Origin of the sequence: Synechococcus sp. R65.1 (assembly GCF_047461755.1) — a bacterium.
Taxonomy (GTDB): domain Bacteria; phylum Cyanobacteriota; class Cyanobacteriia; order Thermostichales; family Thermostichaceae; genus Thermostichus.
Map to the genome: position 1 here is coordinate 51,030 of NZ_JANSHU010000005.1, position 26,496 is coordinate 77,525.

At 59.9% G+C, this 26,496-nt stretch carries 28 protein-coding genes and 1 tRNA gene; 17 read left to right on the forward strand and 12 right to left on the reverse strand.

What is annotated here, in order from left to right; genetic code table 11:
- Positions 1-106 precede the first annotated feature (106 nt).
- From NW814_RS03790 to NW814_RS03810, 5 genes are all read left to right on the forward strand, one after another.
- Positions 107-1,492, forward strand: coding sequence for an efflux RND transporter periplasmic adaptor subunit (locus tag NW814_RS03790; protein WP_414405261.1), 1,386 nt, complete (start codon positions 107-109; stop codon positions 1,490-1,492).
- The gene (locus NW814_RS03795; protein WP_414405262.1) at positions 1,489-2,700 is read left to right on the forward strand and encodes an ABC transporter permease; all 1,212 of its coding nucleotides are present in this window, start codon (positions 1,489-1,491) and stop codon (positions 2,698-2,700) included. The genes NW814_RS03790 and NW814_RS03795 overlap by 4 nt, the downstream gene beginning before the upstream one ends.
- Positions 2,701-2,760: 60 nt before the next feature.
- The gene (gene thrB / locus NW814_RS03800; RefSeq protein ID WP_414405263.1) at positions 2,761-3,699 is read left to right on the forward strand and encodes a homoserine kinase; all 939 of its coding nucleotides are present in this window, start codon (positions 2,761-2,763) and stop codon (positions 3,697-3,699) included.
- A 727-nt stretch (positions 3,700-4,426) separates the two neighbouring features.
- Entirely contained in the window at positions 4,427-4,633 is a 207-nt protein-coding gene (locus NW814_RS03805) for a hypothetical protein (protein WP_414405264.1), read from the forward strand.
- A 27-nt stretch (positions 4,634-4,660) separates the two neighbouring features.
- Positions 4,661-4,996 (forward strand): TMEM14 family protein, encoded by a 336-nt coding sequence (locus tag NW814_RS03810; RefSeq protein WP_414394932.1) that lies wholly within the window; start codon positions 4,661-4,663, stop codon positions 4,994-4,996.
- 152 nt (positions 4,997-5,148) lie between these two features.
- On the opposite strand, the gene NW814_RS03815 is transcribed toward NW814_RS03810, so the two are convergent.
- Complete coding sequence (locus NW814_RS03815; RefSeq protein ID WP_414394931.1) at positions 5,149-5,778, reverse strand: DUF4384 domain-containing protein; 630 nt, start codon at positions 5,776-5,778, stop codon at positions 5,149-5,151.
- A gap of 222 nt (positions 5,779-6,000) precedes the next feature.
- Here NW814_RS03815 and NW814_RS03820 point away from each other — a divergent pair, with 222 nt between their 5' ends.
- Positions 6,001-6,435: a tetratricopeptide repeat protein gene (locus tag NW814_RS03820; protein ID WP_414405265.1), complete on the forward strand. Its 435-nt coding sequence runs from the start codon at positions 6,001-6,003 to the stop codon at positions 6,433-6,435.
- 132 nt (positions 6,436-6,567) lie between these two features.
- On the opposite strand, the gene NW814_RS03825 is transcribed toward NW814_RS03820, so the two are convergent.
- Positions 6,568-7,542 carry an SPFH domain-containing protein gene (locus NW814_RS03825; RefSeq protein ID WP_414394927.1) on the reverse strand — a complete coding sequence of 325 codons (975 nt, stop codon included), beginning with the start codon at positions 7,540-7,542 and terminating at the stop codon, positions 6,568-6,570.
- 119 nt (positions 7,543-7,661) lie between these two features.
- Between NW814_RS03825 and NW814_RS03830 the strand changes: the two genes are divergently transcribed.
- The 3 genes from NW814_RS03830 to NW814_RS03840 all read left to right on the forward strand — a co-directional run bounded on the left by NW814_RS03830 (position 7,662) and on the right by NW814_RS03840 (position 10,527).
- On the forward strand, positions 7,662-8,657 hold the full coding sequence (locus tag NW814_RS03830) for an NAD(P)/FAD-dependent oxidoreductase (RefSeq protein ID WP_414405266.1): 996 nt from the start codon (positions 7,662-7,664) through the stop codon (positions 8,655-8,657).
- Positions 8,658-8,730: 73 nt separating this feature from the next.
- A complete protein-coding gene (locus tag NW814_RS03835; protein WP_414405267.1) occupies positions 8,731-9,819 on the forward strand; it encodes a polysaccharide deacetylase family protein in 1,089 nt (362 codons plus the stop codon).
- 60 nt (positions 9,820-9,879) lie between these two features.
- A complete protein-coding gene (locus tag NW814_RS03840) occupies positions 9,880-10,527 on the forward strand; it encodes a hypothetical protein (protein WP_414394924.1) in 648 nt (215 codons plus the stop codon).
- 8 nt (positions 10,528-10,535) lie between these two features.
- Here NW814_RS03840 and NW814_RS03845 read toward each other — a convergent pair whose 3' ends face one another.
- Complete coding sequence (locus tag NW814_RS03845) at positions 10,536-11,396, reverse strand: M23 family metallopeptidase (RefSeq protein WP_414405268.1); 861 nt, start codon at positions 11,394-11,396, stop codon at positions 10,536-10,538.
- A 328-nt stretch (positions 11,397-11,724) separates the two neighbouring features.
- Here NW814_RS03845 and NW814_RS03850 point away from each other — a divergent pair, with 328 nt between their 5' ends.
- Positions 11,725-12,570, forward strand: a complete 846-nt coding sequence (locus tag NW814_RS03850; protein ID WP_414405269.1) for a carotenoid biosynthesis protein — start codon at positions 11,725-11,727, stop codon at positions 12,568-12,570.
- 10 nt (positions 12,571-12,580) lie between these two features.
- Here the strand turns inward: NW814_RS03850 and lspA are convergent, their stop codons facing one another.
- From lspA to cysC, 3 genes are all read right to left on the reverse strand, one after another.
- Positions 12,581-13,066, reverse strand: coding sequence for a signal peptidase II (gene lspA / locus NW814_RS03855; protein WP_414405270.1), 486 nt, complete (start codon positions 13,064-13,066; stop codon positions 12,581-12,583).
- A 139-nt stretch (positions 13,067-13,205) separates the two neighbouring features.
- Positions 13,206-13,430 carry a hypothetical protein gene (locus tag NW814_RS03860; protein ID WP_414405271.1) on the reverse strand — a complete coding sequence of 75 codons (225 nt, stop codon included), beginning with the start codon at positions 13,428-13,430 and terminating at the stop codon, positions 13,206-13,208.
- Positions 13,431-13,520: 90 nt separating this feature from the next.
- Complete coding sequence (gene cysC / locus NW814_RS03865) at positions 13,521-14,048, reverse strand: adenylyl-sulfate kinase (RefSeq protein ID WP_414405272.1); 528 nt, start codon at positions 14,046-14,048, stop codon at positions 13,521-13,523.
- Positions 14,049-14,144: 96 nt separating this feature from the next.
- Between cysC and NW814_RS03870 the strand changes: the two genes are divergently transcribed.
- A complete protein-coding gene (locus tag NW814_RS03870; protein WP_414405273.1) occupies positions 14,145-15,407 on the forward strand; it encodes an aspartate aminotransferase family protein in 1,263 nt (420 codons plus the stop codon).
- 5 nt (positions 15,408-15,412) lie between these two features.
- Here the strand turns inward: NW814_RS03870 and NW814_RS03875 are convergent, their stop codons facing one another.
- Positions 15,413-15,832 (reverse strand): hypothetical protein, encoded by a 420-nt coding sequence (locus NW814_RS03875; RefSeq protein ID WP_414405274.1) that lies wholly within the window; start codon positions 15,830-15,832, stop codon positions 15,413-15,415.
- Positions 15,833-15,965: 133 nt separating this feature from the next.
- On the opposite strand from NW814_RS03875, the gene NW814_RS03880 reads away from it, so the two are divergent.
- Complete coding sequence (locus tag NW814_RS03880) at positions 15,966-16,790, forward strand: creatininase family protein (RefSeq protein ID WP_414405308.1); 825 nt, start codon at positions 15,966-15,968, stop codon at positions 16,788-16,790.
- A 94-nt stretch (positions 16,791-16,884) separates the two neighbouring features.
- Positions 16,885-17,547, forward strand: a complete 663-nt coding sequence (locus tag NW814_RS03885) for a Uma2 family endonuclease (protein WP_414405275.1) — start codon at positions 16,885-16,887, stop codon at positions 17,545-17,547.
- Positions 17,548-17,918: 371 nt separating this feature from the next.
- On the opposite strand, the gene NW814_RS03890 is transcribed toward NW814_RS03885, so the two are convergent.
- Positions 17,919-18,551: a Crp/Fnr family transcriptional regulator gene (locus tag NW814_RS03890; RefSeq protein ID WP_414405276.1), complete on the reverse strand. Its 633-nt coding sequence runs from the start codon at positions 18,549-18,551 to the stop codon at positions 17,919-17,921.
- A gap of 250 nt (positions 18,552-18,801) precedes the next feature.
- On the opposite strand from NW814_RS03890, the gene atpC reads away from it, so the two are divergent.
- The gene (gene atpC / locus NW814_RS03895; protein WP_414394905.1) at positions 18,802-19,209 is read left to right on the forward strand and encodes an ATP synthase F1 subunit epsilon; all 408 of its coding nucleotides are present in this window, start codon (positions 18,802-18,804) and stop codon (positions 19,207-19,209) included.
- 100 nt (positions 19,210-19,309) lie between these two features.
- Positions 19,310-20,308, forward strand: coding sequence for a thiamine-phosphate kinase (gene thiL, locus NW814_RS03900; protein WP_414405277.1), 999 nt, complete (start codon positions 19,310-19,312; stop codon positions 20,306-20,308).
- Positions 20,309-20,313: 5 nt separating this feature from the next.
- Here the strand turns inward: thiL and NW814_RS03905 are convergent, their stop codons facing one another.
- The 3 genes from NW814_RS03905 to NW814_RS03915 all read right to left on the reverse strand — a co-directional run bounded on the left by NW814_RS03905 (position 20,314) and on the right by NW814_RS03915 (position 22,955).
- Positions 20,314-21,903 carry a DUF6930 domain-containing protein gene (locus tag NW814_RS03905; protein WP_414405278.1) on the reverse strand — a complete coding sequence of 530 codons (1,590 nt, stop codon included), beginning with the start codon at positions 21,901-21,903 and terminating at the stop codon, positions 20,314-20,316.
- A 169-nt stretch (positions 21,904-22,072) separates the two neighbouring features.
- Positions 22,073-22,145 (reverse strand) — tRNA-Thr (locus NW814_RS03910).
- Positions 22,146-22,259: 114 nt separating this feature from the next.
- The gene (locus tag NW814_RS03915) at positions 22,260-22,955 is read right to left on the reverse strand and encodes a TPM domain-containing protein (protein WP_414395147.1); all 696 of its coding nucleotides are present in this window, start codon (positions 22,953-22,955) and stop codon (positions 22,260-22,262) included.
- Between the two features lie 337 nt (positions 22,956-23,292).
- Here NW814_RS03915 and NW814_RS03920 point away from each other — a divergent pair, with 337 nt between their 5' ends.
- Complete coding sequence (locus tag NW814_RS03920; RefSeq protein WP_414405279.1) at positions 23,293-25,149, forward strand: DUF5942 domain-containing protein; 1,857 nt, start codon at positions 23,293-23,295, stop codon at positions 25,147-25,149.
- Positions 25,149-25,370: a hypothetical protein gene (locus NW814_RS03925; protein WP_414394901.1), complete on the forward strand. Its 222-nt coding sequence runs from the start codon at positions 25,149-25,151 to the stop codon at positions 25,368-25,370. The genes NW814_RS03920 and NW814_RS03925 overlap by 1 nt, the downstream gene beginning before the upstream one ends.
- Before the next feature lie 58 nt (positions 25,371-25,428).
- Here the strand turns inward: NW814_RS03925 and NW814_RS03930 are convergent, their stop codons facing one another.
- Positions 25,429-26,448: an FHA domain-containing protein gene (locus NW814_RS03930; RefSeq protein ID WP_414394900.1), complete on the reverse strand. Its 1,020-nt coding sequence runs from the start codon at positions 26,446-26,448 to the stop codon at positions 25,429-25,431.
- Positions 26,449-26,496: the final 48 nt, after the last annotated feature.

The following is a 26,496-nucleotide window of genomic DNA, read 5'->3' on the forward strand; positions in this document are numbered from 1 at the left end:
ACAGGTCTCGAAGGGCCGGACGACCCCGGAGCTCAAGACTGCGTTGGCGCCCCTCTCTTTGCTAGATAGGCTAGATTGTAGGCTCTTGTGAGAGGCGGGAGACGCCGTGAAGCCCCAGACGGGATCCCTGCCCCCTGCCAAATCTGCAGACCAACCCCTGCTCCAGCCCGAACCCCCTAGGAAAGGGTGGCCTACTGGCTGGATTCTCTTGGGTCTGCTGCTGGCTAGCTTGGGAGGGGGTGGTATCTTGGTTCAGCGGTACCTCCAGCAGCAGAGGGTACAGCGCCTACAAAGGTTGACGGTGCCCGTCGAGGTAGTGGATCTAGTCCAACGGCTGCGGGTAAGCGGCCAGGTGCAGCCCATTCGCCAGGTGAATGTTGGTCCTCGGGAGGCGGGCCGTTTGGCGGAGCTATTGGTGGATCAGGGAGATGAGGTGGTGGCAGGGCAGGTGCTAGCCCGGATGGACTACGGCGATCTAACTAGCGGCATTCGCCAAGCCCAAGCCCGCATCCAAGAGCTACAGGCCCGCCTGGCGGAATTGCAAGCCGGCGAGCGACCCCAGGTCATCGCAGCAGCCCAGGCCAGGGTGGATGCGGCGCAGGCGCAGGTGAGTTTGGCCCAAAAGGAGCTGGAACGGATTCAGGGGCTGGTGCAGGAGGGGGCTGTAGCCCGCAGCGAGCTGGATCAACGCCTAGCTCGCTTGGAACAAGCGCAAGCGGACTTGCAAGCTGCCCAACAAGAGTTGGAGCGATTGCGGTTAGGTAGCCGCCCAGAAACGCTGCAGCAGATCCAAGCCCAGATTGCCCAGGCCCAAGCCGAGCTAGCCCAGCGGCAATCTCGCCTAGCTGAGGCCGAGATCCGGGCGCCCTTTTCCGGTGTGGTGGTGCAGCGCTTTGCCGAGGTGGGATCCTTTGTAACTCCCACAACCGCAGCTTCCGACGCTACTGCTGCTTCCTCTAGCTCCATCCTGGCGTTGGCCCAGGGGATCGAGGTGCGAGCGGAGGTGCCGGAGGCGCAGATTGCCCAGGTGCGGGTGGGACAGCCGGTGGAGATCCGATCCCTGGCCTATCCGGATCGAGTGGTACGGGGACGAGTGAAGCGGATTGCCCCTGCCACGGTGGTGGTGCGGGAGGTCACCGTCTTTCGGGTCGCGATCGAGCCGGAGCAGGAGGCAGACTTTCTGCGCATTGGCATGAACGTCTCGGTGGATTTTCTCGGGGAGCAGCAACCCCAAGCCCTCACGGTGCCCTCGGTGGCCATCCTGCGGGAGGGGGGCCAAGAGGGGGTAATCCTGTTGGATCCGCAAACCCAGCGGCCTGTCTATCGGCCAGTAGAAACGGGCCTCACCCAGGGAGGGATCACCCAGATCCTCTCCGGCCTGCAGGCGGGGGATCGGGTCTTTACGGCGCTGCCGCCAGGAGTAACCCTGCAGAGTTTGCTTCCACAAGAGCGCCGTCCTAGCCGAAGTGGGAGAGTTAGGTCGCACCCATGAGCTTTCTGGTTGCAGCCAAAATGGCCTGGCAAATGGTGCGACGGCACCGCTTGCGCACAGGCTTGAGCATGCTGGGGATCCTCATCGGCAACGCGGCAGTGGTAGCCATTGCTGGCTTTGGCCATGCTGCCCAGGAGCTGGCCGTGGATCAGTTTCGGGCTTTGGGCACCAATTTGCTGATTGTCTTCTCTTCCAGCTTTGGCCTAGCGGATGCCAGCAACGTCCGTCCTCTTACCCTCGACGACCTGCGGGCGATTGCTGCGGAAGTGCCTGCGGTATCGGCAGCTGTCCCCAGCCTGGCGGTCAATGTGCGGGCTGTGCGGGGCGGGGTGGATCGCCGCTATGAGGTCATAGGCACCTGGCCGGAGTATTTGTCGGTGCTGAATTTAGAGGTCGAGGAGGGCCGCTTCCTCTTGCCAGCGGACATTGAGGAGCAGCGCCCGGTGGTAGTGCTGGGCAGTGAGGCCGCCCGCGAGCTGTTCGGCTTGGATCCCGCCGCCGCTATTGGAGAGACGCTGCTGCTCAACAACTTGCCCTTTGAGGTAGTCGGCATTTTGCGCCCCAAGCCAACAGTGTTTGGCAACAACGATGCCCGCCTGTTTCTGCCGGTAGACGTGGTGGCCAACCGCTTTGTTGGACGGCGCTCTCCCTATGGCCTGGAGTTGACGGCCATCTTTGTCTCAGCCCGCTCCGAGGCAGATTTGCCGGCTGCCGAGTTCCAGATCCGCAACCTGTTGCGCCAGCGGCACCAACTGATAGGAGAAGATGACTTCGTCATCCGCAACCAGAAAGTGTTGCTGGATGGGGCAGCCAGGATTTTAACTCTACTGCGGGTACTGCTGAGCGGCACAGCGGCGCTCTCGCTGCTGGTGGGTGGGGTGGGGATCATGAACGTGATGTTGATCTCGGTGGCAGAACGCACCCCTGAGATTGGCTTGCGCAAGGCAATTGGGGCCGACAGTCGGCAAATTTTGCAGCAGTTTGCAACCGAGGCTATCCTGATTGCCGTCAGCGGGGGAGTGGCCGGGATCCTCCTCAGCAGCGGCCTCCTGGTGGCAGTGCGAATGTTTACCCCTTTGGCCACGACTGTCGATCCCGTGGCAGTGGTCATATCTTTTTCCCTCTCGACGGGGGTTGGACTGGTCTTTGGCATTTTCCCCGCCCGCAAAGCGGCGCAACTGGATCCCATTGAGGCCCTGAGAGCCTGAGATCCACCGTCTGTGGGATAGTAGGTGTGAGGTGCCCGCTGTTCGCTCAGGAGCTTTCCCTTGGTCAAAGAGCGAGTAGAGGTAATTGTCCCAGCCACTACCGCCAACCTGGGGCCAGGGTTTGACTGCATGGGTGCAGCCCTGCAGCTCTACAACCACTTCCAGTTTCGCGAGATCCCTGCTGGACTCAGCATTCACTACCGCGGCGGCGATCCTATCAGCCAGGGCAAGGACAACTTGGTGTATCGCGCCTTCTGCCGGGCCTTTGAGCTGCTGGACAAGCCTGTGCCGGGAGTGGAAATTGAGATTACCCTCAACGTGCCCCTGGCGCGAGGGCTGGGCAGTTCTGCCACTGCTATTGTCGGCGGCCTGCTGGGAGCCAATGCCATTGGATCCCTTAACCTAGCCTCCGAGACCCTCCTCCAGTTAGCCATTGTCCTCGAAGGTCACCCCGACAACGTGGTGCCCGCCCTTCAAGGCGGCTGTCAGCTCTGTGTGCAGGGACAGCAAGGGCAGTGGGTGTTCTGCCCGGTGGAGTGGCACGAGCGCATTGGGATTGTGGCAGCGGTGCCTAACTTCAAGCTCTCCACTCAGGCAGCCCGCGAGATCCTGCCCAAGTCCGTCAGCTTGGCCGATGCCGTTTTTTCCAGCAGCCATCTGGGGCTGCTCATCCGCAGCTTGCAGTCGGGGCGGGTGGACTGGCTGAGGGTGGCTTTGCAGGATCGGCTGCACCAACCGGCCCGCATGGAGTTGATCCCTGGTTTCAAGGCAGTCCAGGAGGCAGCCCTGGCTGCAGGAGCCTACGGAGTGGTGATCAGCGGGGCTGGGCCTACCCTCCTGGCGTTCTGTGCGCCTGAGGAGCGAGAAGGGGTAGGAGCGGCCATGGTCAGCGCCTGGGCCCAGCTAGGTATCGAGGCAGAAGCGAAACCCCTGAGTTTGGATTGGCAGGGGGGAAGAGTAATCATCCACTCTAGAGATGAGGAGCTATCTGAGAGATAAACGTCGTCCCTGGTGCCCCACACCGCTAGCCCAAGCAGAGCGGGCAAGGGTAGGACGGACAGCAGAGCTGTCTTCTTGCAAGAGCAAGCTGGAGGCCTTCTTGGGTCAGCAGGACGGAGTCCGTAAGTCGCGCTTCATGCTGGGCTAGGAAGGAGTTAAAGAGGCAAGCGCTCTGTTTGCCCCGATTTTCCAGATTTGCTCTTTGTTGGCTAGGGAGGCAAGCAGCTTGCTCGGCAGGAGGAGATTTTAGCGGCGCCAGCTAGTAGCCATCAGGCAGTTGCTCTAGCAACAAGCCGGGGGAGCTAGGCTTAGAGTCAAATTCAGTTGAGGATGAGACGGGGCTACAGGTAAGATCCATGGGGGTAAACCCCAAGGGGAAGCTCTAGACTGACAGAACAAGGAAGGTGGCTGCGCTGAGGATTGGGTAAGTAAGGTAAAACAGAGAAAAAAAGTTGCCAGGGGAGTCATTGTACCAGCTATGGTTTCGTAGCTATTGGAGCTAACGATCTGGAGGTTTTAGCTTGAAGCCTTCTGAAGCAGGTAGTCGCTGTTTGCTGAGCTTTGTGGGGAAGCGTAACATCTTATCCTAAGTTGTGACGGAGCTGAAATGTCGGTTCTGGGGAGCGCTTGTTTTCCCTAGAATGGGATCGCCAGCCTGGTTAGAATGGGATCGCTAGCCTGGTTCACTCTTGCAGTTTAGCCCTTACCCTAGGCGATGGACGATGCCATGACTCCTGAGATGATACGTCAATTTTGGTCTTTGGTCAGCGAGATCGGCAGACCGGATTGGCTGAATCAGCGTGACGATGACTTGGTCAATCTCCTCCTGAATGCCTGTCAGAAAAGATATGCCCTCAGCACGGTCGATACCTCAGTTCTCAACCGTTACATTACTCTCCGCCTGCCTCTAATCCGCGAAATTGTTGTGGACTAAAGCAAGGTAGGAAACTTTTTTCTTGTCATGGCGATTGCACGGATTACTTTGCTCGTCTACGGGGTACTGCTTTTGGTAGGCGGAGTGGTCGGTTATAGAAGAGGCAAAAGTCTCAAGTCTTTAGTTGGAGGTTTGGTGGGAGCTGTTCTCAGCGGAGCTAGCTATGGCCTCCTGGGAGCGGATCCCCGTTGGGGCCTAGGCTTGGGCTTAGGGACGGCGGCGCTGGGATCCCTTCTTTTTGCCTTGCGCTACCGCAAAACTGGCAAATTTCTGCCCGCTGGCCTGATGTTGGCCGTGAGCTTGACGGCTGTTCTTCTCTTGGGCTTAAGTTTCGTTGAGGTTCTCCCCAGTCCTAGGGGGTGAGGATTCTTCCACAGCTTGTAACTAGAGGAGCTTCCTACCACAAGGCGGTCTATCCCTGTCGCGGCAGCGGCGCGGAGTGTCTGCCAGGGAGCCTGCGCTGCCTTTTTTGGGCAGGTTTGGGCTGCTGGGCGTCCTTGCTCTAGGCTGAGAGCTCAGCGGGGAGCGACGCGATAGAAGCGAGTGGTGGTCGCCCATTCGCGGGCAGGGATCTTCTCGACGAGGATGGCGCGGGCGATGGCGTCGCCTAGTCTGGATCCCTCCACCTGCACCCGGGCAAAGGAGCCACTCTCTTCAAAAGCAACGATCTCCTGGAAGTTGAGCGGCCGGGGGGAGGCCACCGCCAACACTTGGGCTTGGCCAAAGGGCGGGGCAATGGTCAGGCGGTAGCTGGCGCCAGGGGGTGGGAAGGTGCGCACTTCGCCGGCCCGCAGAAACTCCTCTCCACCCGAGAAGGGATTGGGCAAAATAAGGTGAGTGCGTCCATCGGCTTGGATGCTAAACAGGTAGACGTAGGCGTCACGGTTGGTACTGAGAGTCAGGCGAATCGGCTCGCCAGGCCGGTAGATGGGGTTAGAGCCGCGCCGATCCAGCTCCAAGGTCACCTGCAAGTCGGAAGGCACAGGGTTGACGAGGATGGAGCGGGCCCCGGTTTCTAGGCGAGTGTCAGCTAGTTGTAGCCTTGGCAGCGAGGGGTAGATGCCTAGCGTTTTGGGAAAAACAGCGGCGGTGGGCGCCACCGACAGCCCCAAAGCCAGCGGCAGGAAGAGCAGTTTGGCGTCCATGGTTCGACCTGACATTCAGTGGCTATGTTCAGCCTAGGAAGGGGCAGAGTTTTACTGGAGCGAGCTTCGCGCAATCTCAGATCTCCTGCTGAGGCAGTTTCCCTTGCTGCAGATGGCAGGCTCAGGGGGAAAAGCGCTGAACCGCTTCTCACATTTGGGTGGGAAAACTGGGAGATCCCAGCTAGAAAGGGCTAAGCTGCAGATCAGGGATCAACCTTGCCTATGGCCAGCGACAGTTACCAAGAAGGCATCGCAGCGGTTCAGGCGGGCGATTTTCCGGCTGCCATTCAAGCATTTCGCCGGGCAGTTGCCGAGGATCCCACCCATACAGAGGCTCGCTACAAGCTGGCCTGGGTGCTGGGTATGAGCGGCTATCTGGATCCAGCCCTGGCCGAACTGGAGGCGGTGGTGGCGGCGGATCCCGGCCATGTTGCAGCCCACTACAACCGGGGGGCCCTGCTGTTGCAAAAGGCCCAACTGGAAGCAGAGGTCGAGGGCCAGATCGATCTTGAGGTGCTGCGGCGGGCAGAAGAGGCTTTTCAAACGGTGATGCGCTTGGATCCTACAGATCAACGGGCCTACGCCTTTCTCACCTTGGTCAGGCGGGCGATCCGCAACTACCATAGCCGCAGGGATGAGGAGGCCAGGATCCCCTAGCTTGGCTGTCGCCCGCACCCCGGTTGCAGCTTCTCTACCAACTAGCGACGGACGCCAATGTGGAAAACCAGGTCACCGCAGGCCCAAGCCTACGGCTCGAAGGGCGTAAGCGGCTTCGGCCCGGGGGAGATCCTAAGAATTGAGTGGAGGAATCTCAAGGTCAGACGAGAATGCCGCCGAGGTACGCAATTGCGGGGCCTCGGAAGCTTGGGAGCTTGATCCCTGGCTAACCTTGGAGATATCCACCATCGAGACCAGCCCTTGCAGGGTGGCAGGGATGGAGCGGGGATCCATAAAAATGACCTTCGAGCTGGGGCTGCTGCCCACTTTGAGGCCCATATCGATGTAGCTTTGGGCCATCAGGTATTGCAAGGCGTTGGCTGCCTCGGGGTGTTCTTGCAAGGCAGCGGCAATGGTTTTGATGGCCTCTGCTGTACCCTCGGCCAATAGCAGCCGCTGTCGCTTTTCGGCTTCTGCCCGCAGGAGTTGGGCCTTGGCAGCCCCTGCCGCCTGGTTGATGCTGGCCTGCTGTTCCCCCTCTGACCTGAGGATGGCGGCCCGCTTCTCCCGCTCGGCAGCCATTTGCTTTTCCATCGAGTCCTGCACGGTTTTGGAGGGTTGAATATCCCTGACTTCCACGCGCGTGATCTTGATCCCCCAGGGATCCGTGGCCTCGTCCAGTTCGGCCAGAAGGCGGGCGTTGATCTCGGCGCGCGAGGAAAAGGTCTGATCCAGGTCCATGCGGCCAATCTCAGCCCGCAGCGCCGTCAGCACCAAGTTCACCAAAGCTCGCTGCACATCTTCTACCGCATAGCGAGCCTTGATCATATCCGTGATGCGCCAGTAAACCACTGCGTCGGCCATTAGTGAAACATTATCGCTGGTGATGCACTGCTGCGGCGGCACGTCCAGTACCTTCTCGCGGATAGTTTCCTGGAACACAATCCTGTCGATGGGGGGAAAGATGACGTGCAAGCCGGGTGTTAGCTTGCGGTGAAACCTACCCAGACGTTCTACCAGTGCCTCATAGCCCTGGCTAATGATCTTGACAGAGCTGAACAGGTAGCCGATAAAGATGAGGGCAACGGCGGCTGGGATGACCGGCATACGACTCTTCTCCTGACAGAGAGTTCAGCCCCTATTCTAGACGGTTGCTGGAACTGATCCCTTCACCTCGATACGCCTGAAGGCTATCTAGTAGAAAGCCTGCGGGAGGATCCCTTCTTATGAAACTAAACAGCAAGAACCTAGAAGTTGGCTTAAACAAAATTTACGATGTCATTATTGCTGGCGGTGGCGCGGGGGGGTTGTCGGCAGCCATTTACTTGGCCCGCTACGGCTTGAGCTGCTTGGTGGTGGAAAAGGGCAGAGGCCGCTCTTTTTGGATGCAGGACTTGCGCAACTATTTGGGCCTGCCGCCAAACACGCCAGGACGAGAGCTGTTGCGACAAGGAAGGGAGCACGCCCTTAGCTTGGGGGTGGACTATCTAGGGGGCTATGTGGAAGATGTTACAGATGAGGGGGAGCTTTTTGCTGTCAAGGTCAAGGTGGGGAAAGTCAACAGTGTCTACCCTATTTTTCGCAGCAAGTATTTGATTGCGGCAACAGGTATTATTGATTATCTGCCTCAATTGGCTGATATGCAGAATGTTTACGAATATGCAGGCTACTCGCTCCATGTCTGCATGATCTGCGATGGCTATGAAATGCGGGATCAGAAAGCAGTATTGATTGTCAATTCAGAAGATCGGATTAATACAGCTTTTGTCCTCAACTGGTTTACGCCTTATATCTCGGTGTTAACCCATGGCTTGTGCTCGGTTGGCCCCGAGATACGCAAAAAGCTGGCAGATCATGGTTACCCTCTCTACGAAGCTCCCATTCGTCGCTTTCTTGGAGAAAACCACCAGCTGCAAGGAGTAGAGCTGGAGGACGGCACCTACATCGAGGCTACTACTGGCCTGGTAGCCATGGGCGCCAAGTACCACAACGGCTATTTGAAAGGGATCCCCGGCTTGACATGGCAAGGGGAGAACCTGCTCACCGATGAATGGTGCCGCACTTCCCACCCGCGCCTGTTTGCAGTAGGAGATTTGAAGCAGGGCCTCAACCAGGTGGCGATTGCCGTGGCTGATGGAGCGCTGGCCGCCACGGCCATCTGGCGGGACATCCGCCGATCCTCACCTCCCCGTAAGTGGGAAGAGCGCCTGCACTCAATTTAGGCTTACCCTACTTGCTGCAGGGAGTGGTGATAGTCTTTTGCTCTGTAGTTGTTGTGAAAACCTTGGCAACTCCATGCATTTTCTGAAGGCGGTGATCTTTTTTTTGGCTTTCCTCTTGGTGGGTCTATATTACGGTGCTGCGGGGGCCCGCCCTCTTTTCAACCTCAACCTCACCTCGACTCTAGGATACAGTCCCGTTCTCCCAATTGAGAGTGTTCGCGTTCTGCAAGGCAGCCATCCGCAAGAACTACTCATTTATCTATCGGCTCCCTCTGCTGCTTGGGTCTATCAAGAGCGGCTGAACGGGCATTATCTAATCGACATTCCCTATGCTGTAATCACTCATTCCACAAGGGTTGAGGTTGCCAAGGAACTGCCCTATCAACTCAACTGGGGCAACCAAGACCAGCACACTGGGCGTCTGTTGATTACACCCGCGCCTGCTTATGTACAGGTGTTTCTACAGCATGGCTGGGTTCCAGATCCTAGCTTTCTCGACCCAGCGGAAAATAGCCAGCCCTTGCAACTGCCTTTGGAAGCAGTGCTGGGGCCTTTGTTGGAGGTGCCGGCCCGTTCTGCCTTCCTCACGATTGACGATGGGCCTTGGCCTCAGTCCACCCCTCGCCTTTTAGAGGTTTTGGATCAGCTACAGATTCCGGCCACCTTCTTTCTTATCGGCACTCATGTTTCCCAATTTCCAGAGTTGGCCCAGTCCATTCAAGCTCACCACCACACGATAGCCAACCATACCTTTACCCATGATTATCGACGTCTCTACAGCAGCAACGAGATATTTTATGCCGAGGTGGAGCAGACAACCGAGCTGATGAAGAGGCTGGGCTTGGATCCTCAGCTGATTGTTCGGCCACCGGGGGGCTTTCCCCTAGATCCAGCTTTACGCCACTCTTTGGAACAGGCGAGGTATCAGGTTGTTTACTGGAACATTAGCCCTGAAGATGCCTATGCCGACCAAATACCGGCCCAGCTGGTGGAGCGGGTTCGCGCTCAGTTGCAGGCGCTCAGGAACTCGGAACAACCGCTAGTTTTGCTGCTTCATGACCGCTGGCCCCATACCGCTGAGGCCCTGCCAGGTATCGTGGCTGCCGTTGAGGAGGCAGGCTATCGCTTTTTGCCCTGGCCGACTTCTAAGAATGCTGCCTGATATTCTGGATGACGATTGAATCCAAAGGAGCAGTCAGTTTTTGGGGGAGGAGGGGGAAGCATGCGCAAGCTTATAGTAGGGGGAGCGGCCTTGGCTTTGGCCCTGCCAGTCGCCTCAGCTTCCGCCTATTCCCAGCCGCTGCTGCCGCTATTGCCTGCTGCCTCTGCAGGCAGTACTGCTCGCGAGGGAGTTGTAGCCCTGTTTCGTCAGTCCATCTGGTGGGATTTTATCCGCGGCAATCGTGGGGAAAACCTGCGCTTGTTCCCTGCTCAGTTGCTCTCCTCCTCGCAGCAGGGAGTGGTGGCCGTGTTTGAGATCCAGCGGCAGCCGACGGTGGAGCCCGTGGTGCGCGTGCTCAGCTTTGACCATCAAGGAGGGTACGATTTTCGTCTGCTCCACATGGCTGAGCCCATCCCAGGTCGGCTAATCGAGGCTCAGCTGCGCACTGACATCACACCCACTCCCCAGCCCAAGTTGGTGCTCCTCACTGAGCGAGGGGGAATCAGCCTGCTGCGGTCGGTTCTGATCTTAGAACACCGAGCAGAGGGGCTTGTGCCGCTGCTGAGCGTAACAGATTTGAACAACGCCAGCCTGCGGGTCAGTCCCCAGGGGATCCTAATCCTCTCCAGTGCCCCGGGAGCTAGCCGCGACTTGCGGGCTACGCTCTACCAGTGGGAGGGAGATGGCTTTGTCCGCCGCGATCTCTAGCCACCGCTCTAGGGTCGTAGGTGTCTATGACCAGGAAGCTGTTGAGCCCGCCAACAGGCCCCTAGGCTGGGGGCTTGGCCCACCTGCCAAAGAAACAGGCTCTCTGCTCCCAGGGGATGGATGCTCCAGGGATCCAGGCCAGCCCCAAACCAGCCGTAGGGATCGACAGGGGCGGGCTGGCCGGAATTGGTTTGGTCAAAGCGGCGCACCTCAAAGTGGAGATGGGGCCCGCTGGCACAGCCGCTTTCCCCTGACAGGCCAATCACCTCCCCAGCTGCCACCCTCTGCCCCTCGTGTACCCGGATTTGGCTGAGGTGGGCGTAGAGGGTTTCTAGGCGGATCCCGCCCGGGGATTCCCCTTCGTGCAGGATGCGCACCCGCAGCCCTCTGACTGGACGGCTCAGGCTGGGGCAGAAAAACTCTGGCTCCGGACGCGCTACAGTAACTCGTCCAGGGGCGGCGGCCAGGATGGGGGTGCCTACCGGCATGGCCCAGTCGTAGCCGGCATGGCCATCGCTTTTGCCACAGGGGTGCTGGGGACTGGGAGTCCAAACCTGGCCCTGGCCGCTGACAAACCGGCCATTGCCGTCTTCCTTCCCCAAAGGCAGGTCGTGGTCGAAGAGGTTGGTGACCGGGAAGTCACCGATAAAGGGTTTGTGCAAAAGCGGCCACTGGGGCGGCGGCGGGTCCCCTTGGACTTGACGATAGCTCTCTAGTTGCCGCCGGTAGCCTTCCAGCTTCTGAAGCTGAGCGGGATCCTGCAACTGCTGCCGCAAAAGATCCACCAAGCGCAGGGCCTGAGCCCAGTCCCGGCGCTCCACAGCCCGGCTCAACTGGGCGTAGACTCCCCTCAGGACTTCCTGGGACACGGAGGAAGGGGGCCTCTGGGGAAAGCCAGGCAGAATGTTTACGAATTGATACAATAGGCAGCAAAGTATCAGTAGGCATACCTTGAGCAGACTAGGCGGTTTGGCTCGGGTGCCACTTTCCTTTTTGCCACCCGCTTTTCTCCTCAGCCCCTGCCCAAGCTGTGGGAAAGCGCAGTGGCTCTGACCAACCACCCCGCGGGAGCTTCTCATGCGTTGGCTGTTATCCTCTGGTGTTCTGGTTAGCTTGCCTTTCCAGTTTTTTAACAGGCGAGGTGTTCTCCTTTGGTCTGGGTCAATCTGGCAGTGGTTGGAAGCTTTGGCGCTAGGCTTGCACATTCTCTCCTTGCTCTTCGGCCTAGTGGGCCTACTTTGGGTAGTACCGCATCCCGAGTGGGTGGCCAGTTTGCCTCCCATTGGCCTACAGGCCTTCTCTTGGAGCATGGGCAACGGCGGCGTTGCCTACATGGTGTCTGGGGCGCTGGCGGCAGTTCTAATGGGATCCCGCCTCCTGGGGGTGCGACGCCTGCTGATGTTCTTGATCCCAGCGGTGGGCATCTCCCTAGCCAGCGAGCTGCTGGGCACCAGCACTGGGATCCCCTTTGGTGACTACGGCTACCTCAGCGGCTTGGGCTACAAGATTGCCGGCTTGGTTCCCTTTACAATCCCTCTGTCCTGGTTCTATGTGGGGTTATCGGCCTACCTGTTGGCGCGGGTGGCTCTGCAAGCGGGGCGCCACTGGCTAATCCACTTTGAAGCCATTCTGTTGGGAGCGCTCTTGCTCACTGCCTGGGACTTTGTGCTGGATCCGGCCATGACCCGCGGCCTGATCCCCTTCTGGACCTGGTTTCAGCCAGGGCCGTTCTTTGGCATGCCGCTGCAAAACTTCGGCGGCTGGATGCTGACAGGGACTGCCTTTATGACCGTGGCCAACCTCCTCTGGGGGAAAGATCAGCCTGTCCTTAACCGCCGCCAGTTGCTGGGGCCGCTGCTGCTCTATGGGGCCAATTTTGCCTTTGCCCTACTGGTAAGCCTGGGATCTGGCATTGTCGCGCCAGCAGGGTTGGGCCTGCTCCTGGGACTGGGGCCAGTCCTGGGGTTGTGGTGGAGCGCGCCGCCAGCTCTTCCCTCTCCTTCCGAGGGAGCAAGCGGGAGGATTGCCGGTGGGCGGGGGTGAAGTAGGCAGCTTAGTCGAATTTTCGCAGGGATCCCGGCCCCGTCTTCTTCGGGCTGCCCTGCCACAGGCCAATCACCAGGCAGACCACCCCCAGGTTGATGGCCACATCGGCCACGTTAAACACGGGGAAGCCAATCCAGACGAAATTGAAAAAATCCACCACGTAGCCGTTGAGAAAGCGGTCGACGCCGTTCCCCACCGCTCCCGCCCAGATGAGGCCATAGCCCACCTGCTCCCAAAGGTTGAGGCTGCTGCTGCGCAGGGCCAGGAGCGCCAGGGCTATTGCCACCCCTAGCGAGACCCACTTGAGAAACTCCGCCGAATCGGCAAACAGACTCCAGGCAGCACCGGTGTTTTCCACGTAGGTGAGGTGGAACACCCCTGGCCATAGCTGGATCTCCGGGCCCGGCAGCAGCCGCTCCACCGCCCAGCGCTTGCTCAGCTGATCCAAGGTCGTCCCCAGGATCCCGACCAGCCAAAAGCCTTTGTTCTTCATGCTGCTTGCGCTCCCCGGCGGTTTGCTGGCCCAGATAGGTACCTTTCCCCTCGGCTGAAGAGTTGCAGAGCCTGCTGGGAGATCCAAGCGGCGAAAACAAAAGCGCCTGGCTGGGCCAGCCGGACAGGGATCCCAATGGCTACCGCCCCCGTTGCTCTAGAGATCGGCGCAGTTCGCTAGCCATCTGCAGAAACTCCCGGGGGCTACCCGCCTTGCCGTAGGAGGCGCGATCTTGAACCTTCTTGCCACTGCCCTGGCGGGTGTGGGTGCTGAGCAGAGAGCTGGCCATCTCCAGGAACTTGGCGGGGTTTCCCTCGCTGCTGCCCCGCATCACAAAGGTTTGTCCAGCACGAGTTACTGCCATGGCTACCTTGACTCTCAGAAAAGAAATACTCGTTCACATCTTCCCACAAGGGATCCCCAGTCGGCCAGGCCCGGTGCTCTCTGAGCCTCGTTAGAGATAGCCACGGCTTCTGAGACTTTGCATAACCAGCTCAATGCATTCGGGGATGCTCTGTTCGGCAGTTTTGCAGACCACCTCTGGGCATTCCGGCGGCTCGTAGGGATCGTCAATGCCGGTAAAGTTCCGAATGAGGCCTGCTCGCGCCTGGCGATAGAGACCCTTGACATCGCGCTGTTCGCACACCTCTAGGGGGGCATCCACAAAGACTTCGATAAAGTTGCCGATCTGCTGCCGCACCTCCTGCCGCGTTGCCCGATAGGGAGAAATGGCCGAGACCAGCACGATCACGCCGTGGCGAGTCAGCATCTTAGCCACAAAGCCAATGCGGCGGACGTTCTTGTCCCGGTCTTCTTTGCTGAAGCCCAGCCCTTTGGTGAGGTGTTGCCGCATTAGGTCGCCGTCAAGCACTTCCACCGGCAAACCCAGAGCTTGCAACTGTTGGGCCACGCCGCAGCTAAGGGTGGTTTTGCCCGCCCCACTTAGCCCTGTAAACCAGACTGTTACCCCCCGCCGCCCCATGGGTAGGCATTCCTCGTCCTCGGGCTTCGCTAGAATAGCATCCCCAGGGCAGAGTGATACACTCGAGACGCTGTCTCCATTTTTCCCCTGCCGAGCATGTCCCCGCCAGGCTTCTCTCCCCCTGACACTCTCCCAAGCCCTGCAACCGCTGCCGAGCTGTTTGAGCGGCATGTGATGTCCACCTATGCTCGCTATCCCCTGACCCTAGTGCGCGGGGAAGGCTGCCGGGTCTGGGACGAAGAGGGGCGGGAGTACCTGGATTTTGTGGCAGGCATTGCCACCTGCACGCTGGGCCATGCCCATCCTGCCTGGATCCAGGCGCTGACGCAGCAGGCGCAGCAGTTGCACCATGTCTCCAACCTCTACTACAACCGCCCCCAGGCGCAACTGGCCCAGTGGCTGACCCAGCACTCCTGTGCTGACAAGGTGTTTTTCTGTAACTCGGGGGCAGAAGCCGTTGAAGGTGCCATCAAGTTGGCCCGCAAGTATGCCCACACGGTGCGCGGGATCGAGGATCCCATCCTCCTCACCGCCCACGGCAGTTTCCACGGCCGCACCCTGGCTGCCCTCACGGCCACCGGCCAGCCGAAATACCAAAAAGACTTTGCGCCGCTAGTGCCTGGCTTCGACTACGTCCCCTACAACGATATCGAGGGCACAGCGGCAGTGCTGGAGCGCTGGGGCGAGCGGGTGTGTGCCGTGCTGCTGGAGCCGCTGCAGGGGGAGGGGGGGGTTGTCCCTGGGGATCCCGCCTACTTTCAGTGGCTGCGCCGGGTTTGCAGCGAGCGGGGCATCCTGCTGATGTTGGACGAGGTGCAGGTAGGGATGGGCCGCACCGGCCGGCTCTGGGGCTACTGCAACCTGGGGGTGGAGCCGGACGTGTTTACTCTGGCCAAAGGCCTGGCCGGCGGGATCCCCATTGGTGCCCTGTTGGCGAAGGACTTTTGCGCGGTGTTCCAGCCAGGGGATCACGCCAGCACCTTTGGCGGCAACCCCTTGGCCTGTGCGGTTGGCCTAGCGGTCTGCCGCACCCTGATGGCGGAGAGCCTGGTTTGGAATGCTCAGCAGACGGGCAGCTATCTGCGCCAGGGTTTGTCTTGCTTGGCAGAGCAGTTCCCACAGCTTGTTCAAGAGGTACGCGGCTGGGGCCTGATCCAGGGGCTGGTGATGCGGATCCCGGCGGCTGAGGTGGTCAGGGCTGCCATGGAGCAAGGGCTGTTGCTGGTGCCAGCAGGATCCCAGGTGGTGCGCTTTGTGCCCCCTTTGATCGTCACTCCTGCGGAAATTGACGAGGCGCTGGCGCGGTTGGAATCGGCTCTGCAGGAGCTGGCTGGTGGCCAGTCCGTTGGCGATTCCTAAAAAGCCTAGCCTTGCCAGAGCTGCCGCAGAAACCCCTGGAGCCGCTGGCGCGCAGAGGGCTCATGGGGGCCAGGATCTCTAGCCTGCTCCAGCAGGGGCAGGATCTCCTCGGCGTAGGCTGGAACAAAACCGGCAGCAGGCCAGAGCAAGTCCGGCGTGGCCCGCAGCTTCCAAACTTGGGATCCCTCCCTAAGCAGCAGGGGTCGCACCCAGAGCAGGGCTCGAGATCCCGCCTCAAGACGGTGGAGAGAAGCCTGAATCAGCTCCCCATAGAGAGTGGCCTGCGGCCCTGGCAGGGCTAGGATGGGGCGGGGCAAGGTGGGGACACTCCCTTCTTCCCCCCTTCCAGCAGGCAGAGGACGTCCCCCAAGGGAGGGATCCCCACCAAAGCCACAGCGGGCAGGCAAACAGGGCCACAGGGTCATGGGATGGCTGGCTTTTGCCTAATAAGAACAACCACCACCTGTTCTTAAGAGATGCCTTCTCAGATCCAGGGATTGCCCACGGTGCTAGCCTTGCAGGCAAGGCTTAAACTCCTTGCAACCGGATCCCGCCATGATGCACACCTTTATCCCGCCCCACCGCTTTTTCCCCTACCTGACCTGGACAGAGATCCAGGCCATGCCCAACAAAGAGAATGTGGTGATCATCCAGCCAGTAGCCTCGATCGAGCAGCATGGGCCCCATTTGCCCCTGGTGGTGGATGCCTGCATCGGCACGGCAATCATCGGGCGAGCCATGGAAAAACTGGAGCCGGAGATCCCGGCTTACGTTCTGCCCACCCAGTGCTATGGCAAGGCCAACGAGCACTGGCATTTCCCAGGCACCATCACCCTCTCGGCCCAGACCCTGATGGCCTTGCTCACCGAAGTAGCCGAAAGCATCTACCGGGCTGGATTTCGCAAGCTGGTCTTCCTCAACTCCCACGGCGGCCAACCTGAGGTGCTGCAGATTGTGGCCCGCGACCTACACCAGAAGTACGAAGATTTCCTTCTTTTCCCCATCTCCGTCTGGCGCGTTCCCCACCAAGGGCAGGAGCTGATGACAGAAAAAGAACGGGAATTGGGCATCCACGCTGGCGACGGCGAGACCAGCATGCTGATGTACCTGTTGCCCGAGACGGTGCGCACCGACCGCCTAGTCTGCGAGTACCCCCAAGATTTGCCGGCAGACAGTCTGCTCAGCCTGGAAGGGCGAATCTCTTTTGCTTGGACAACTCGCGATCTCAGCCAGAGCGGCGTCCTGGGGGATGCCACCGCTGCCACGCCCGAGAAAGGCAAACTTTTGGTGGAGTCCATGGCCGATGGCTGGGTGCAGCTAATCCGGGATCTGTACAAGTTCCGACAGCCCCAGGCTTGGCGCAAAGCCCCGCTGCCGGCCTAGACTTCTGAGGCTTCTGGCCGTCCCTAGCCTGCCTCTTCGCGAGGACGGGTGATAGGCTTGAGGGAAAGTTCCCCCACCCCCTGAGGGAAGAGCAATGGTTCTTGCCTCAAAGCCGGCTACCCCTTCCATCCTTGAGCGGCACGACGCCACCTGGCAGGACTACTTGACCATTTGCAACCATCCCACCCTGGACTGGCAGAAGATTTCTTTTTACCAGGGCTGGTTGTGGGTCAGCATGGGCAAGGAAGGGCCAGAGCACGCCTCCGTCAGCGATTTGATGACGGCAATCTTTTTCGCCTGGGCCTTTCTGCACCCGGACGTGCCGCTGCAGTCCTACGGTCGCTGCCTGATTGAGTACCCAGAAACCCACGCCTGCGCCCCCGACCTAGTGCTCTACAAGGGAGAAAACATCCCCAGATACCAAGCCGGCGAGCCGCGGCGGATTGACTTGCGTTTCCAAAGGCCTCCCGACCTGGTGGGCGAAATTGCCGACACCACCCTCAGCCTTGACCTAGACGAGCAAAAGCAGCTCTACGCCAGCCTGGGCATTCCTGAGTACTGGGTCATCGATGTCAAAGGGCGGCGTGTTTTTGCCTTTGCCTTGGCCGAGGATGGACGCTACCGGGCCATTGCCCAGTCGCAGGTGCTAGCGGGCCTGCCGATAGCCCTGCTTGAGCAGACTCTGGAACGCTTGGCCAACGAAACCAACACGGCGGCCGCCAACTGGCTTCTCCAACAGCTCCAACGCCAGGCTTAAAGCCATCAGGGCTCTCCTCTAGTCCTTGATTCACCGTTCGCGTAAGCGGGACGGAGTCCGTACAATCGGCCACTTTGCGGCATAACCAACCTCCTGCCTGCCTTGACGTAGATGGGCTGAGCTAGTAGGCTTGCAAGTACATCTTTTCTGGTAGGCACTTGGCCTAGGCTAAAGTTGGCTCCGTCTTTAGCCGGTGTGCCCTCTAAGGGTAAGGAGCAACTACCGTCAGCTCGAGGGGAAGTGACGCCTGTGGAGATCCCTCTGGCGGGGTAGTAGGTGTTGAGCCTGCTACTAGCTATGGGTCGTGGAAGTAGGAAGAAAGCATCAACCGCGAGCAAAAGTCCGCTTTTGCCCGAGGTTGTATGAGTCTTTCAGAGCGGCGTTTGGGCCAGCTTGATGATGAGATGGTGGTTTTTGTCCACTGTGATCCAGCCCTGCTGGCGGAAACGGTTCAAAAGACGAGTGATGGTGACGCGGGTAGTGCCGATGGCATTGGCCAAGTCTTGGTGCGTAAGGCGCACCTGCAGGCGTACTCCTGTCGCAATGGGGGATCCCAACTCCACGGCCAACAGGGAGAGCAACTGACGCAGCCGATCCTCCACTCGCCGCCGCCCGGCCAGAGCCAGCAGCGCTTCGGTTTGGCGTAGTCGCCGCACCAACTGCTTGAGCAGCCCCTGGCTCAGGGTTTCTGAGGCTTCCACCTCGGCTGCCGACAGCCGCAGCACGTCAACTGCCGTCAACGCCTTAGCTTGGTAGGGATCCAACTTTGTCAGCGGGGATCCCAGCGGCATGGAGGGAACGGCAAAGCCCAAAATGGCCTCGCTCCCGTTGGCATGGACAGTACTCAACTGCACTATGCCTCGGCAGACAATCACCCACTCTTCGGGCGGCAGAGGAATGATTTGGCGAGGGCTGTAGGAAGATAGGCTGCGGCCTCGGTAGAGGTCTTCTAGGAGCTGACGCTCCCGTTTGACATACTGGCTGGGCGTCGTTTCAGGCGTCATGAGCTAGCTCTGCTGGAGCAAACTTGGGTTCAGCGGGCGGCCTTTCCCCTGCTAAGGGAGAACAAGAGTCGGCCTTGGAACCAAGGATCCGTGTTCTCGACTACACCATATCGCTTGCCTTTCCCGCTGAAGTAAAGAGGAGGTTATGCTTGGGTTAAGTCTTGCCCTCGGCTTGGAAACGGGCAGAGCTGGGTGCAACCGCCATCCGGTAGGATAAAAACAGCCAAGCTCAAGCTTCAGGAGACTTGCCGTGACGCTGGTGGTTCGCGTGATTACTCCTGACCGCGTTGTTTGGGATGCCCCTGCCGAGGAAGTGATCCTCCCTGCCACCTCAGGCCAGCTGGGTATCCTGACCAATCACGCTCCCCTGTTGACAGCCATCGGCAACGGCGTGATGCGGGTCAAGGCCGGTGGCAAGTGGTCGGCCATTGCCGTGATGGGTGGCTTTGCAGAAGTGGAAAACAACGAGGTAACGGTTCTAGTCAACCGGGCCGAGCGAGGAGAACAAGTCGACAAGGCTGCAGCTCAAGCTCTTTTGGAGAAGGCCAACCAAGTTTTGAACACTAGCAGTGACAAGCAGGAGCGCCTGCAGGCTCAGTTGGATCAGCAACGGGCCAGGGCTTTACTCCAAGCTGCCGAAATGGGTTCCAAAAGCTAGGGGATACCTCTTGGTTAAGGTGAGGCTAGCTACCCGTAGGTTAGCAGAGTAGGATCCTCAAGACCCTTCCGCCCACGTGCATCCCCAGAAGCCTCCTCTGTTGTCTGATCCTCCCGAGGATTCTCACCAGCTTCTCCCGATCTCAGCCATTGGCGAGGCAGGTCTACTGCAGGTGGTGCAACGCTACTGTCCTGAGCAGGTGGTGGGGGATGATGCCGCAGTGTTGGCTGTTCCCCAAGGACAGTTGGTGGTAACCACCGATGTCTTGGTGGAGGGAGTTCACTTTAGCAACTTGACCACCCCACCCCATGCCGTGGGCTGGCGCGCGGCAACTGCCAATTTGTCGGACTTGGCGGCAATGGGATCCCGTCCCCACTCGTTGCTCGTAGGCCTGGGCCTGCCGCCCTCCACACCAGTGGCCTGGGTGGAGGAGCTCTACCAGGGAATCCAGGCATGCTGCGCCCCCTGGGGATGCCAAGTGGTGGGAGGGGATCTGTGCCGCTCGCCCCAGCGGTTTGTGGCCATTACGGCGCTGGGATCGGTGCAGCCAGGGCGGGCCATTGAGCGCAAGCGGGCGCAGCCGGGCGATTGGCTCATCGTAACTGGGCCCCATGGGGATGCGCGGGCTGGCCTGGAGCTCTTGCTTCACCCTGAGCAGGGATCTATAGTCCCGGCAGCCCAGCAGCAGTTAATTAGGGCCCACCAATACCCACAACCGCGGCTGGATCTGTTGCCGCTGTTGGCAGCGATCCCTGACCCCATGCGCCTTGCCGGCATGGACACCAGCGATGGCCTAGCCGATGCCCTAGTGCAGGTGTGTCAGGCTAGCGGGGTGGCAGCGAGGATCGAGGCGGAGCGGATCCCGATTTCAGAGGCTTTGCAGCAGGTCTTTCCGGCCCAGGCCCTAGAGTGGGCCCTCTACGGCGGGGAAGACTTTCAGCTGCTCCTTAGCGCTGAGCCCTCTGTAGCCCAGTACCTCTTGGAAAAGCTGCCAGGGGCAGCCTGGATTGGCGAAGTCACCGGCTGGGATCCGCAGGGGACGGTGCGGCTAGACAACGGCCAGATCCTCAGCCGCCAGCAGGCCTTCCAGCATTTTTGAGCGGCTCAAAAGTGCAAGTGTCGGCTGACGCGCACCAAGGGACCCAGCCCTAGCCGCTTGGGACTGAGGGCCTGCATCTCAAACAGGGCCAAAATATGGTGCACCGGCAGCTCTAGCTGGTGGGAATTTGCCCCCATCGCGATGACCAACCCGCAGCAGCCCCCCGTATCGCGGCAACGCCGCTCCCAGCGCCTGCGAGCCCTTGAGTGCACGGGGTCGTCTTTGGGAAATTCGCCAAACAAGTGCAGGTCGCGGTTACCCGTCTGGACAATTTCTAGCTCGTAGCGATGGCCATCGAAGGGATCCACTCCCGTATTGAAACAAACCCCTTGGGGGCCCCCCTCGCCGCGCAGGTTTTCAATCAGTTGCTTGGCCTTAGAGCGAGAGGTGCGCACAATCACCACCGGCAGCCCCTCCCCCTTCTGCACCAGTTTGCTCTGAGGGAGAGGATGCACTTGCCCTGCACGGCGCAACACCTCCACTGTGGCCCAAGGCAGCAGTCCCAGGCCAAGCTGCGCTCCCTCAGGCAACAGATCCTCTCGGAGCAGAGCTTGGGTGGGTTTCTCTTCCTCTAATGCCAGCAGCTCTGCCGCCAACTCAGGCAGGGTGCGCACCTGCACCGACAGGGCTTCCCCTTGGGGATTGGGAACGCAATACTGCCCCTGACAAGGTTGAAAGCCCTTTTCCAGCTTGCGGCGGTACTGCTTCAAGAAGCAATGCAAGGCCTCCAAGGCCACGGCCAAGGTTGCTGCCTCCTCTTCCTGTAAAACACCGCGCAAGCCCTCCAGCGGGTGGATGGTGCCGAAGTTCGGCTCGATGTCCTCGGGATCCAACTCTGCCAAGTCCAAGTTTGGCCAGTCTTCCAGTTCGGGATGGCGGGGTTGAAAAGTCAGGTAGAGACAGTCCTGCCTCAGGAAGACTTCCTCCATCTCATCAGGGTCCGCTTGCCTGGCCTGCTGGCGAAACTGTTTGAGGGAGGGCAGGGAGCGGTAAAAAATCACCCCATACTCCATTCCTGCCCGTCCCATGATTGAGACGTAGAGAGTTTCGACGTCCCACTGATGCAGCTCGATGGCTAGAATGTGGTGATCCTCAAGGTACTCCCAGGGGGCATCCTGCCAGAGGGTAAAGGCTTTGCTAGCCAAGAGTTCTGCGTAGTTTTCTGGCAAAGGTGGGGGGATCTGCTCCTGAGCCTCGGCAAAGCTTTGTAGGATCTCATCGATGAGCGGCAGTTCCGGCTGGTATTCCACTTTGATGTCCAGCTCGTGCAGAATGCCGCGCAGGAAAAACTGCACCTCCCGGTTGCGCACGACGATTTTCTGGGGACGGGCTGGCAAGCCCGCATTGGGCCGCTCCATGGCCGCGATCAAGGCCCGCACCATTGGCTCCATGCCAGAGCCAGCAGGCACCACCTCCATAGCTCGCACCACACCCTGAACGCCGTCCACCCAGAGAATGCATTCCCCTTCGCCGGGGAAAGGCTGGGAGCTAGCAACTGGCGAGCTTGGCAGGCTGTGGCGATCCCCTTCCCACACGGAAGGAATCTGGGGCAGCTTTTGCAGTCGACGAACCGTAGCGGCTGGCAGACGCGACATAGACATCCCGAGACCACAAAAACCACCCAAAGGCCTAGCAGATGCCTTGGGTAGGGATCCCTCTCTCCTCAGCCAAGTTGAGAGTGGGGATCCCCCTCCAGCCACTCTAACCGAGCCCGGAGAAGCTGGATCCCCGCTAGGGACAATGGCCAAGCAAACCCGAGTAAAGAGCTGATGGTCAGATTCGAACTGACGACCGCTCGATTACAAGTCGAGTGCTCTACCAACTGAGCTACATCAGCCCGTTCTACCTGGATTATACTAGCACCTCCCTTGCAAGTTGTCCCCGCCTGCCAGTTTGTTGCTAGGGGGCAGCAGGCAGGGGATTGAGCTGACAGCCGAGAGGGGCAAGGGAGCTACTGCCGATCCTCTGCCGGCTGGGGAATGGGAGCTAGGTAAATAGCCAAAGCTCCGGCCAGAAAGCCCAAGATATTGCGCACCACTGGCAGCCAATCTCGGGTGCGAGCAACCACTGGGCCAAGGCCGAAGGCCCCAAACAAAATGAACCACAAGGGAGAGATGAGCAAAGCCCAGCGCCAGTTAAACACCTCCTCTCCCTGGCGGGGTTTGCCGGCAAACCCAAAGACAATCCCACCCAAGATAGAGGTAATCAACGTCAGGATCCACTGCTCCTGCGGCAGCCCGGGCACTACCCGGCAACCGCCTTGGCGAAAACAGCGATCCAGAACCTCAACGGCCTCTAGAATGGCGCGGTGGGCGCCATGTTCCTGCACATAGAACTGGTTGCCAAAGCGAGACTGCAGCTCGATCCAAAAGGTGCGCGGCAAGATCTCCCGCACCGCATCCCCCACGTTGAAGGCCAGCAGGTTGCCCCCCCGGGGATCCGCCACCATCAAAACGCTGCGCTCGTTTAGGCCCCAGTACTCCTTCACCTGGCGGCCCGGGGTTTGGTCAAACTGGGTCAACACCCGCAGCTTCCAGCCAGTTTCTTCCTCCAGCCGGCTCAGGTGCTCGGCCAGTTCGGCTTCCTCCTTGCTGCTCAACTGATCCGCCAAGTCCAAAACCGGAACAGGCGGCTGAGGCAACTCCATCGGCACTACTGGCAGGGCAGGCTGCGCCCACAGGGGAGATCCCCCGCCTACCCAAATCCACAGCCCTAGGCAAAGACTCACTCCAAAGCAAAGTACCCTTTGCCACTGGATGCTCATGCTACTCCCTCTTTAAAGACCCAATCCTGAAAACTGATGTTAAGAAGTGTTTCAAGTTCTTACAGATCCATCATGCCCTGGAAGCCAACATTTGGCCAGAGGGAGTTCTTTCTGGGTTTTCCAGGTAGCTGCGGGAAGGGTTGGCAGCAGAGTCTTTTCTGGTCAATTGCCCATCGAGAGGGCATACTGGTGGCAACAATTTTGGATGCCGGGGGCGTGCATGATGAAGTTCAGACGCTGGTTGGGTCTCTGCTGGGCCGGCCTGATGGCGCTACTCCTCACGGCCTGCGGCCAGGGATCCACTCCCTACGACAGCATTGTGATCAACTTTGTTAACACGGCTACTCCCAGTGAGATCGCTGCCCTTGCCAAAGAGTACAACTTGACGCTGCGACCCAGCAGCAACAGTGCCTTTGCCCGCCAAGAGGTTATTTACCTAGCCACTGGGGAGGCGACTCATCCCAGGGCCACCCGGCGGCTGCTCCAGCGGCTTCAGCGGGAAGCCCTCGTTGAGTATGCCCACCCCAACTACCAATTCCAGGCCGCTTTCGTGCCCAACGATCCCCTTTACTCCCAGCAGTGGAACCTACGGGCCATCCGCATGCCCGAAGCCTGGGAGATTTCTCAAGGGGAAGGGGTGACGGTGGCAGTCGTGGACACGGGGGTGACGCGGGTGCCGGATCTGGCCCAGACCGAATTTGTGAAGGGCTACGACTTCGTAGATGACGATGAGGATCCCACCGACCTCAACGGCCACGGCACCCATGTGGCTGGCACCCTTGCCCAGTCCACCAACAACGCCCTGGGCGTGGCAGGTGTTGCCTTCAAGGCCAAGATCATGCCCGTGCGGGTGCTGGATGCCAACGGCTTTGGATCCCTGTCGGACGTGGTGGAAGGGATCCGCTATGCCGTCGACCATGGCGCTACCGTCATCAACCTCAGCTTGGGCAGTCGCGCCTCAGCTCGCCTGATGGAAGAGGCGGTAGCTTACGCCCACAGCAAGGGAGTGACCGTAGTTGCAGCTGCTGGCAACGAAAACTCCAGCCAGGTAAGCTACCCAGCCCGCTATCCCCATGTCATCGCCGTCTCAGCCACGGGGCCTGATGGCACCAAAGCTCCCTACTCCAACTATGGGGTGGGCGTGGATATTGCTGCTCCTGGTGGGGCCAAGACGCCCGAGCACCCGGAGTACGGCATCCTGCAGCAGACCATCAACCGCCGCAACCCCGACGAGCCGGTCTTCGCCTACTTCCAAGGCACCAGCATGGCTGCCCCCCACGTGGCTGGCGTGGCGGCGCTGATCCAGGCTCAGGGCATCAAGGATCCGGACAAGGTGGAGGCCATCCTCAAGATGTCAGCTGCCCCAGTACCTGGCGACAAACAGAACTTCTATGGCGCCGGTCTGCTGGACGCAGCCAGAGCCTTGGCCCGAGCCAGGGGTCAGCAGGAGGAAAACCCCTTGGTGCTGTGGCTGAAGGACTTCCTGAAGTACCTAAACGACAACGGCTACCTCAACCCTCGCTTCTGGTTTGATGGGGGCGCAATTGCCCTGGTGCCCAAGCTGCTGATGGTGGTAGGTGGCTACATCCTCCTGGTGCTCATTCGCTGGTGGCTGGCTCCCAAGCCCGTACCGGTGACAGTGCCCCTGTTGGCCGGAATCCTCCTGGGCAGCGCTGGCCTCTTCCCCCTGCAAGGGTTGGCCATTGTGGGTTTCCCCCGCTGGCCCTTGCAACTGCTGGGCAGCTCCCTGCCAGAGCTAGGCACCGCCTTAGCCCCAACCACTGCCCTAGATCCCTTGTTTGCCAGCGTGTTGATCCCTGGCCTGTTGATGGTGCTCCTCCTGGGCCATCGGCGCTGGCGCTGGGCGGCCATCGGCCTCTGCCTGGGGGTGGCTTCCCATCTGCTCCTGTCGGGATCCCTGTTCTATGAGGGGGTACTATGGCTTGGATCCTCTGCTTGGTTGGGGCGCTCCTTCTTGCTCCTCAATGGCTTGCTCTGCCTGGGCCTGGCCTACTTGGGAGCACAAGCCATCTTGGATTTGCAGCCCAGCAGCACCGTCCTAGCTCTGAGGAAGTGATGCAAGAATTCAGGGGTACCATTGAGTTTCTCGACATTGAGGGGGGGGTGTGGGTGCTGACGCTCCCTTCAGGTCAGCACTACGCCCTCTTCCGCGCCCCCAAAGAGCTCCTGCAGGAGGGATTGCAGGTTACCATTCAGGGGCAGGTGAGGGAAGATTGGGTAACAACAGCGCAGGTGGGCCCAGTCTTGGAGGTAAAAAGCTTCCGGAAGCAGCCCTAGCCAACTGAACCTCTGGGAGGACCCTAGTACCCCCTGCCAGCCATCCCCAGGCCGGCAGTTACTCCGAGCTTGGGATTTGACTGAGAACTGCTTGCAGAGAGCGGACATCGCAGCAGTACACCTGGTGCGGGCGGGCATACCCTTTGAGCTCCACCACCTGCTGGGAGAAGCAAGTGGCTGACTGACCTAGTTGTCGGGTCAAGTAGGCGTAGGTGCTCTGGCTGATGGCCAGGTCAGTGTTGAGGGTGCGGGTGGCGCTTTCGAGGCGAAAGGCCAGGTTGACGGTGTCGCCCAGAGCCGTGTACTCCTGGCGAGTGGTGTTGCCTACCTGGCGCACGATGGCTGGGCCAGTGTTGACGCCTGCTCCCAGGCGCAGGGGAGAGGGCAGGGGAAACTCGCTATTCAGTTGTTCGGTCATCTGGAACAGCTTCACCAGGGCCTGCAGAACTGACTTCACGTCAAGCTCGATCTCCGCCTGGTCGGCTGGCAAGGGATCCGCATGGGGTGTATGGAACCAGACGGCCATGATGGCGTCGCCAATGTACTTATCAACGCTGCCTCCCTGTTGCTGGATGATGTCGCCGCCGCGCCGGAACCAGTCGCCCATCACCTGGGAAAGCAGCCGCTCGTCCAGTTGTTGGGTCAGTTGTCCGTAACCGCGTACGTCAACCACGGCCACTGAGATGAGCCAGCGGGTCTGCAGCACCAGGGTGTCCGAGGGCCTGCCGGCAGAGCCGGGCTCTGGGCTAGTCAGGGATCCGCTGTGAAACTCAAGCTGGGATTGGCCAAGAGTAAGGCGATCCCCGTCTTGCAGCAGCGTGGGAATGCTGATGCGGCGATTGTTAACAAACGAGCCGTTGCGGCTGCCCAGATCGATGAGATAGATGCTGTTGTCATCCAAGTACTGCAGCAGGGCGTGCTGGCGGGAGACACTGGGATCGTTGAGGACAATGGCGTTGCCCTCATCGCGGCCCAGCGTCCAAGCTGTGGCTCCAGCAAGAACGTACTTCCTCTGGCTGCCGTCCGGCTCTCTGAGAATCAGGTAGGGAGCAGCGGCAGGTTCGCCTGGGACGCTCATGGTAGGAGAGGAGATAAGGCAACCCCACTCTAATACGATACCCCTCTC

Excerpts from the sequence above, each read along its gene's own strand:
- NW814_RS03835 (WP_414405267.1), top strand. The coding sequence starts at position 8,731 with ATGCATTTTCTGAAGGCGGTGATCTTTTTTTTGGCTTTCCTCTTGGTG.
- NW814_RS03825 (WP_414394927.1), bottom strand. The coding sequence starts at position 7,542 with ATGCCGGTCATCCCAGCCGCCGTTGCCCTCATCTTTATCGGCTACCTG.
- NW814_RS03815 (WP_414394931.1), bottom strand. The coding sequence starts at position 5,778 with ATGGACGCCAAACTGCTCTTCCTGCCGCTGGCTTTGGGGCTGTCGGTG.
- NW814_RS03905 (WP_414405278.1), bottom strand. The coding sequence starts at position 21,903 with ATGTCGCGTCTGCCAGCCGCTACGGTTCGTCGACTGCAAAAGCTGCCC.
- NW814_RS03860 (WP_414405271.1), bottom strand. The coding sequence starts at position 13,430 with ATGGCAGTAACTCGTGCTGGACAAACCTTTGTGATGCGGGGCAGCAGC.
- NW814_RS03810 (WP_414394932.1), top strand. The coding sequence starts at position 4,661 with ATGGCGATTGCACGGATTACTTTGCTCGTCTACGGGGTACTGCTTTTG.
- lspA (WP_414405270.1), bottom strand. The coding sequence starts at position 13,066 with ATGAAGAACAAAGGCTTTTGGCTGGTCGGGATCCTGGGGACGACCTTG.
- NW814_RS03885 (WP_414405275.1), top strand. The coding sequence starts at position 16,885 with ATGGTTCTTGCCTCAAAGCCGGCTACCCCTTCCATCCTTGAGCGGCAC.
- NW814_RS03805 (WP_414405264.1), top strand. The coding sequence starts at position 4,427 with ATGACTCCTGAGATGATACGTCAATTTTGGTCTTTGGTCAGCGAGATC.
- NW814_RS03870 (WP_414405273.1), top strand. The coding sequence starts at position 14,145 with ATGTCCCCGCCAGGCTTCTCTCCCCCTGACACTCTCCCAAGCCCTGCA.
- NW814_RS03890 (WP_414405276.1), bottom strand. The coding sequence starts at position 18,551 with ATGACGCCTGAAACGACGCCCAGCCAGTATGTCAAACGGGAGCGTCAG.
- NW814_RS03925 (WP_414394901.1), top strand. The coding sequence starts at position 25,149 with ATGCAAGAATTCAGGGGTACCATTGAGTTTCTCGACATTGAGGGGGGG.
- NW814_RS03795 (WP_414405262.1), top strand. The coding sequence starts at position 1,489 with ATGAGCTTTCTGGTTGCAGCCAAAATGGCCTGGCAAATGGTGCGACGG.
- NW814_RS03930 (WP_414394900.1), bottom strand. The coding sequence starts at position 26,448 with ATGAGCGTCCCAGGCGAACCTGCCGCTGCTCCCTACCTGATTCTCAGA.
- NW814_RS03840 (WP_414394924.1), top strand. The coding sequence starts at position 9,880 with ATGCGCAAGCTTATAGTAGGGGGAGCGGCCTTGGCTTTGGCCCTGCCA.
- NW814_RS03830 (WP_414405266.1), top strand. The coding sequence starts at position 7,662 with ATGAAACTAAACAGCAAGAACCTAGAAGTTGGCTTAAACAAAATTTAC.
- NW814_RS03820 (WP_414405265.1), top strand. The coding sequence starts at position 6,001 with ATGGCCAGCGACAGTTACCAAGAAGGCATCGCAGCGGTTCAGGCGGGC.
- NW814_RS03880 (WP_414405308.1), top strand. The coding sequence starts at position 15,966 with ATGCACACCTTTATCCCGCCCCACCGCTTTTTCCCCTACCTGACCTGG.
- cysC (WP_414405272.1), bottom strand. The coding sequence starts at position 14,048 with ATGGGGCGGCGGGGGGTAACAGTCTGGTTTACAGGGCTAAGTGGGGCG.
- NW814_RS03920 (WP_414405279.1), top strand. The coding sequence starts at position 23,293 with ATGATGAAGTTCAGACGCTGGTTGGGTCTCTGCTGGGCCGGCCTGATG.
- NW814_RS03875 (WP_414405274.1), bottom strand. The coding sequence starts at position 15,832 with ATGACCCTGTGGCCCTGTTTGCCTGCCCGCTGTGGCTTTGGTGGGGAT.
- NW814_RS03915 (WP_414395147.1), bottom strand. The coding sequence starts at position 22,955 with ATGGAGTTGCCTCAGCCGCCTGTTCCGGTTTTGGACTTGGCGGATCAG.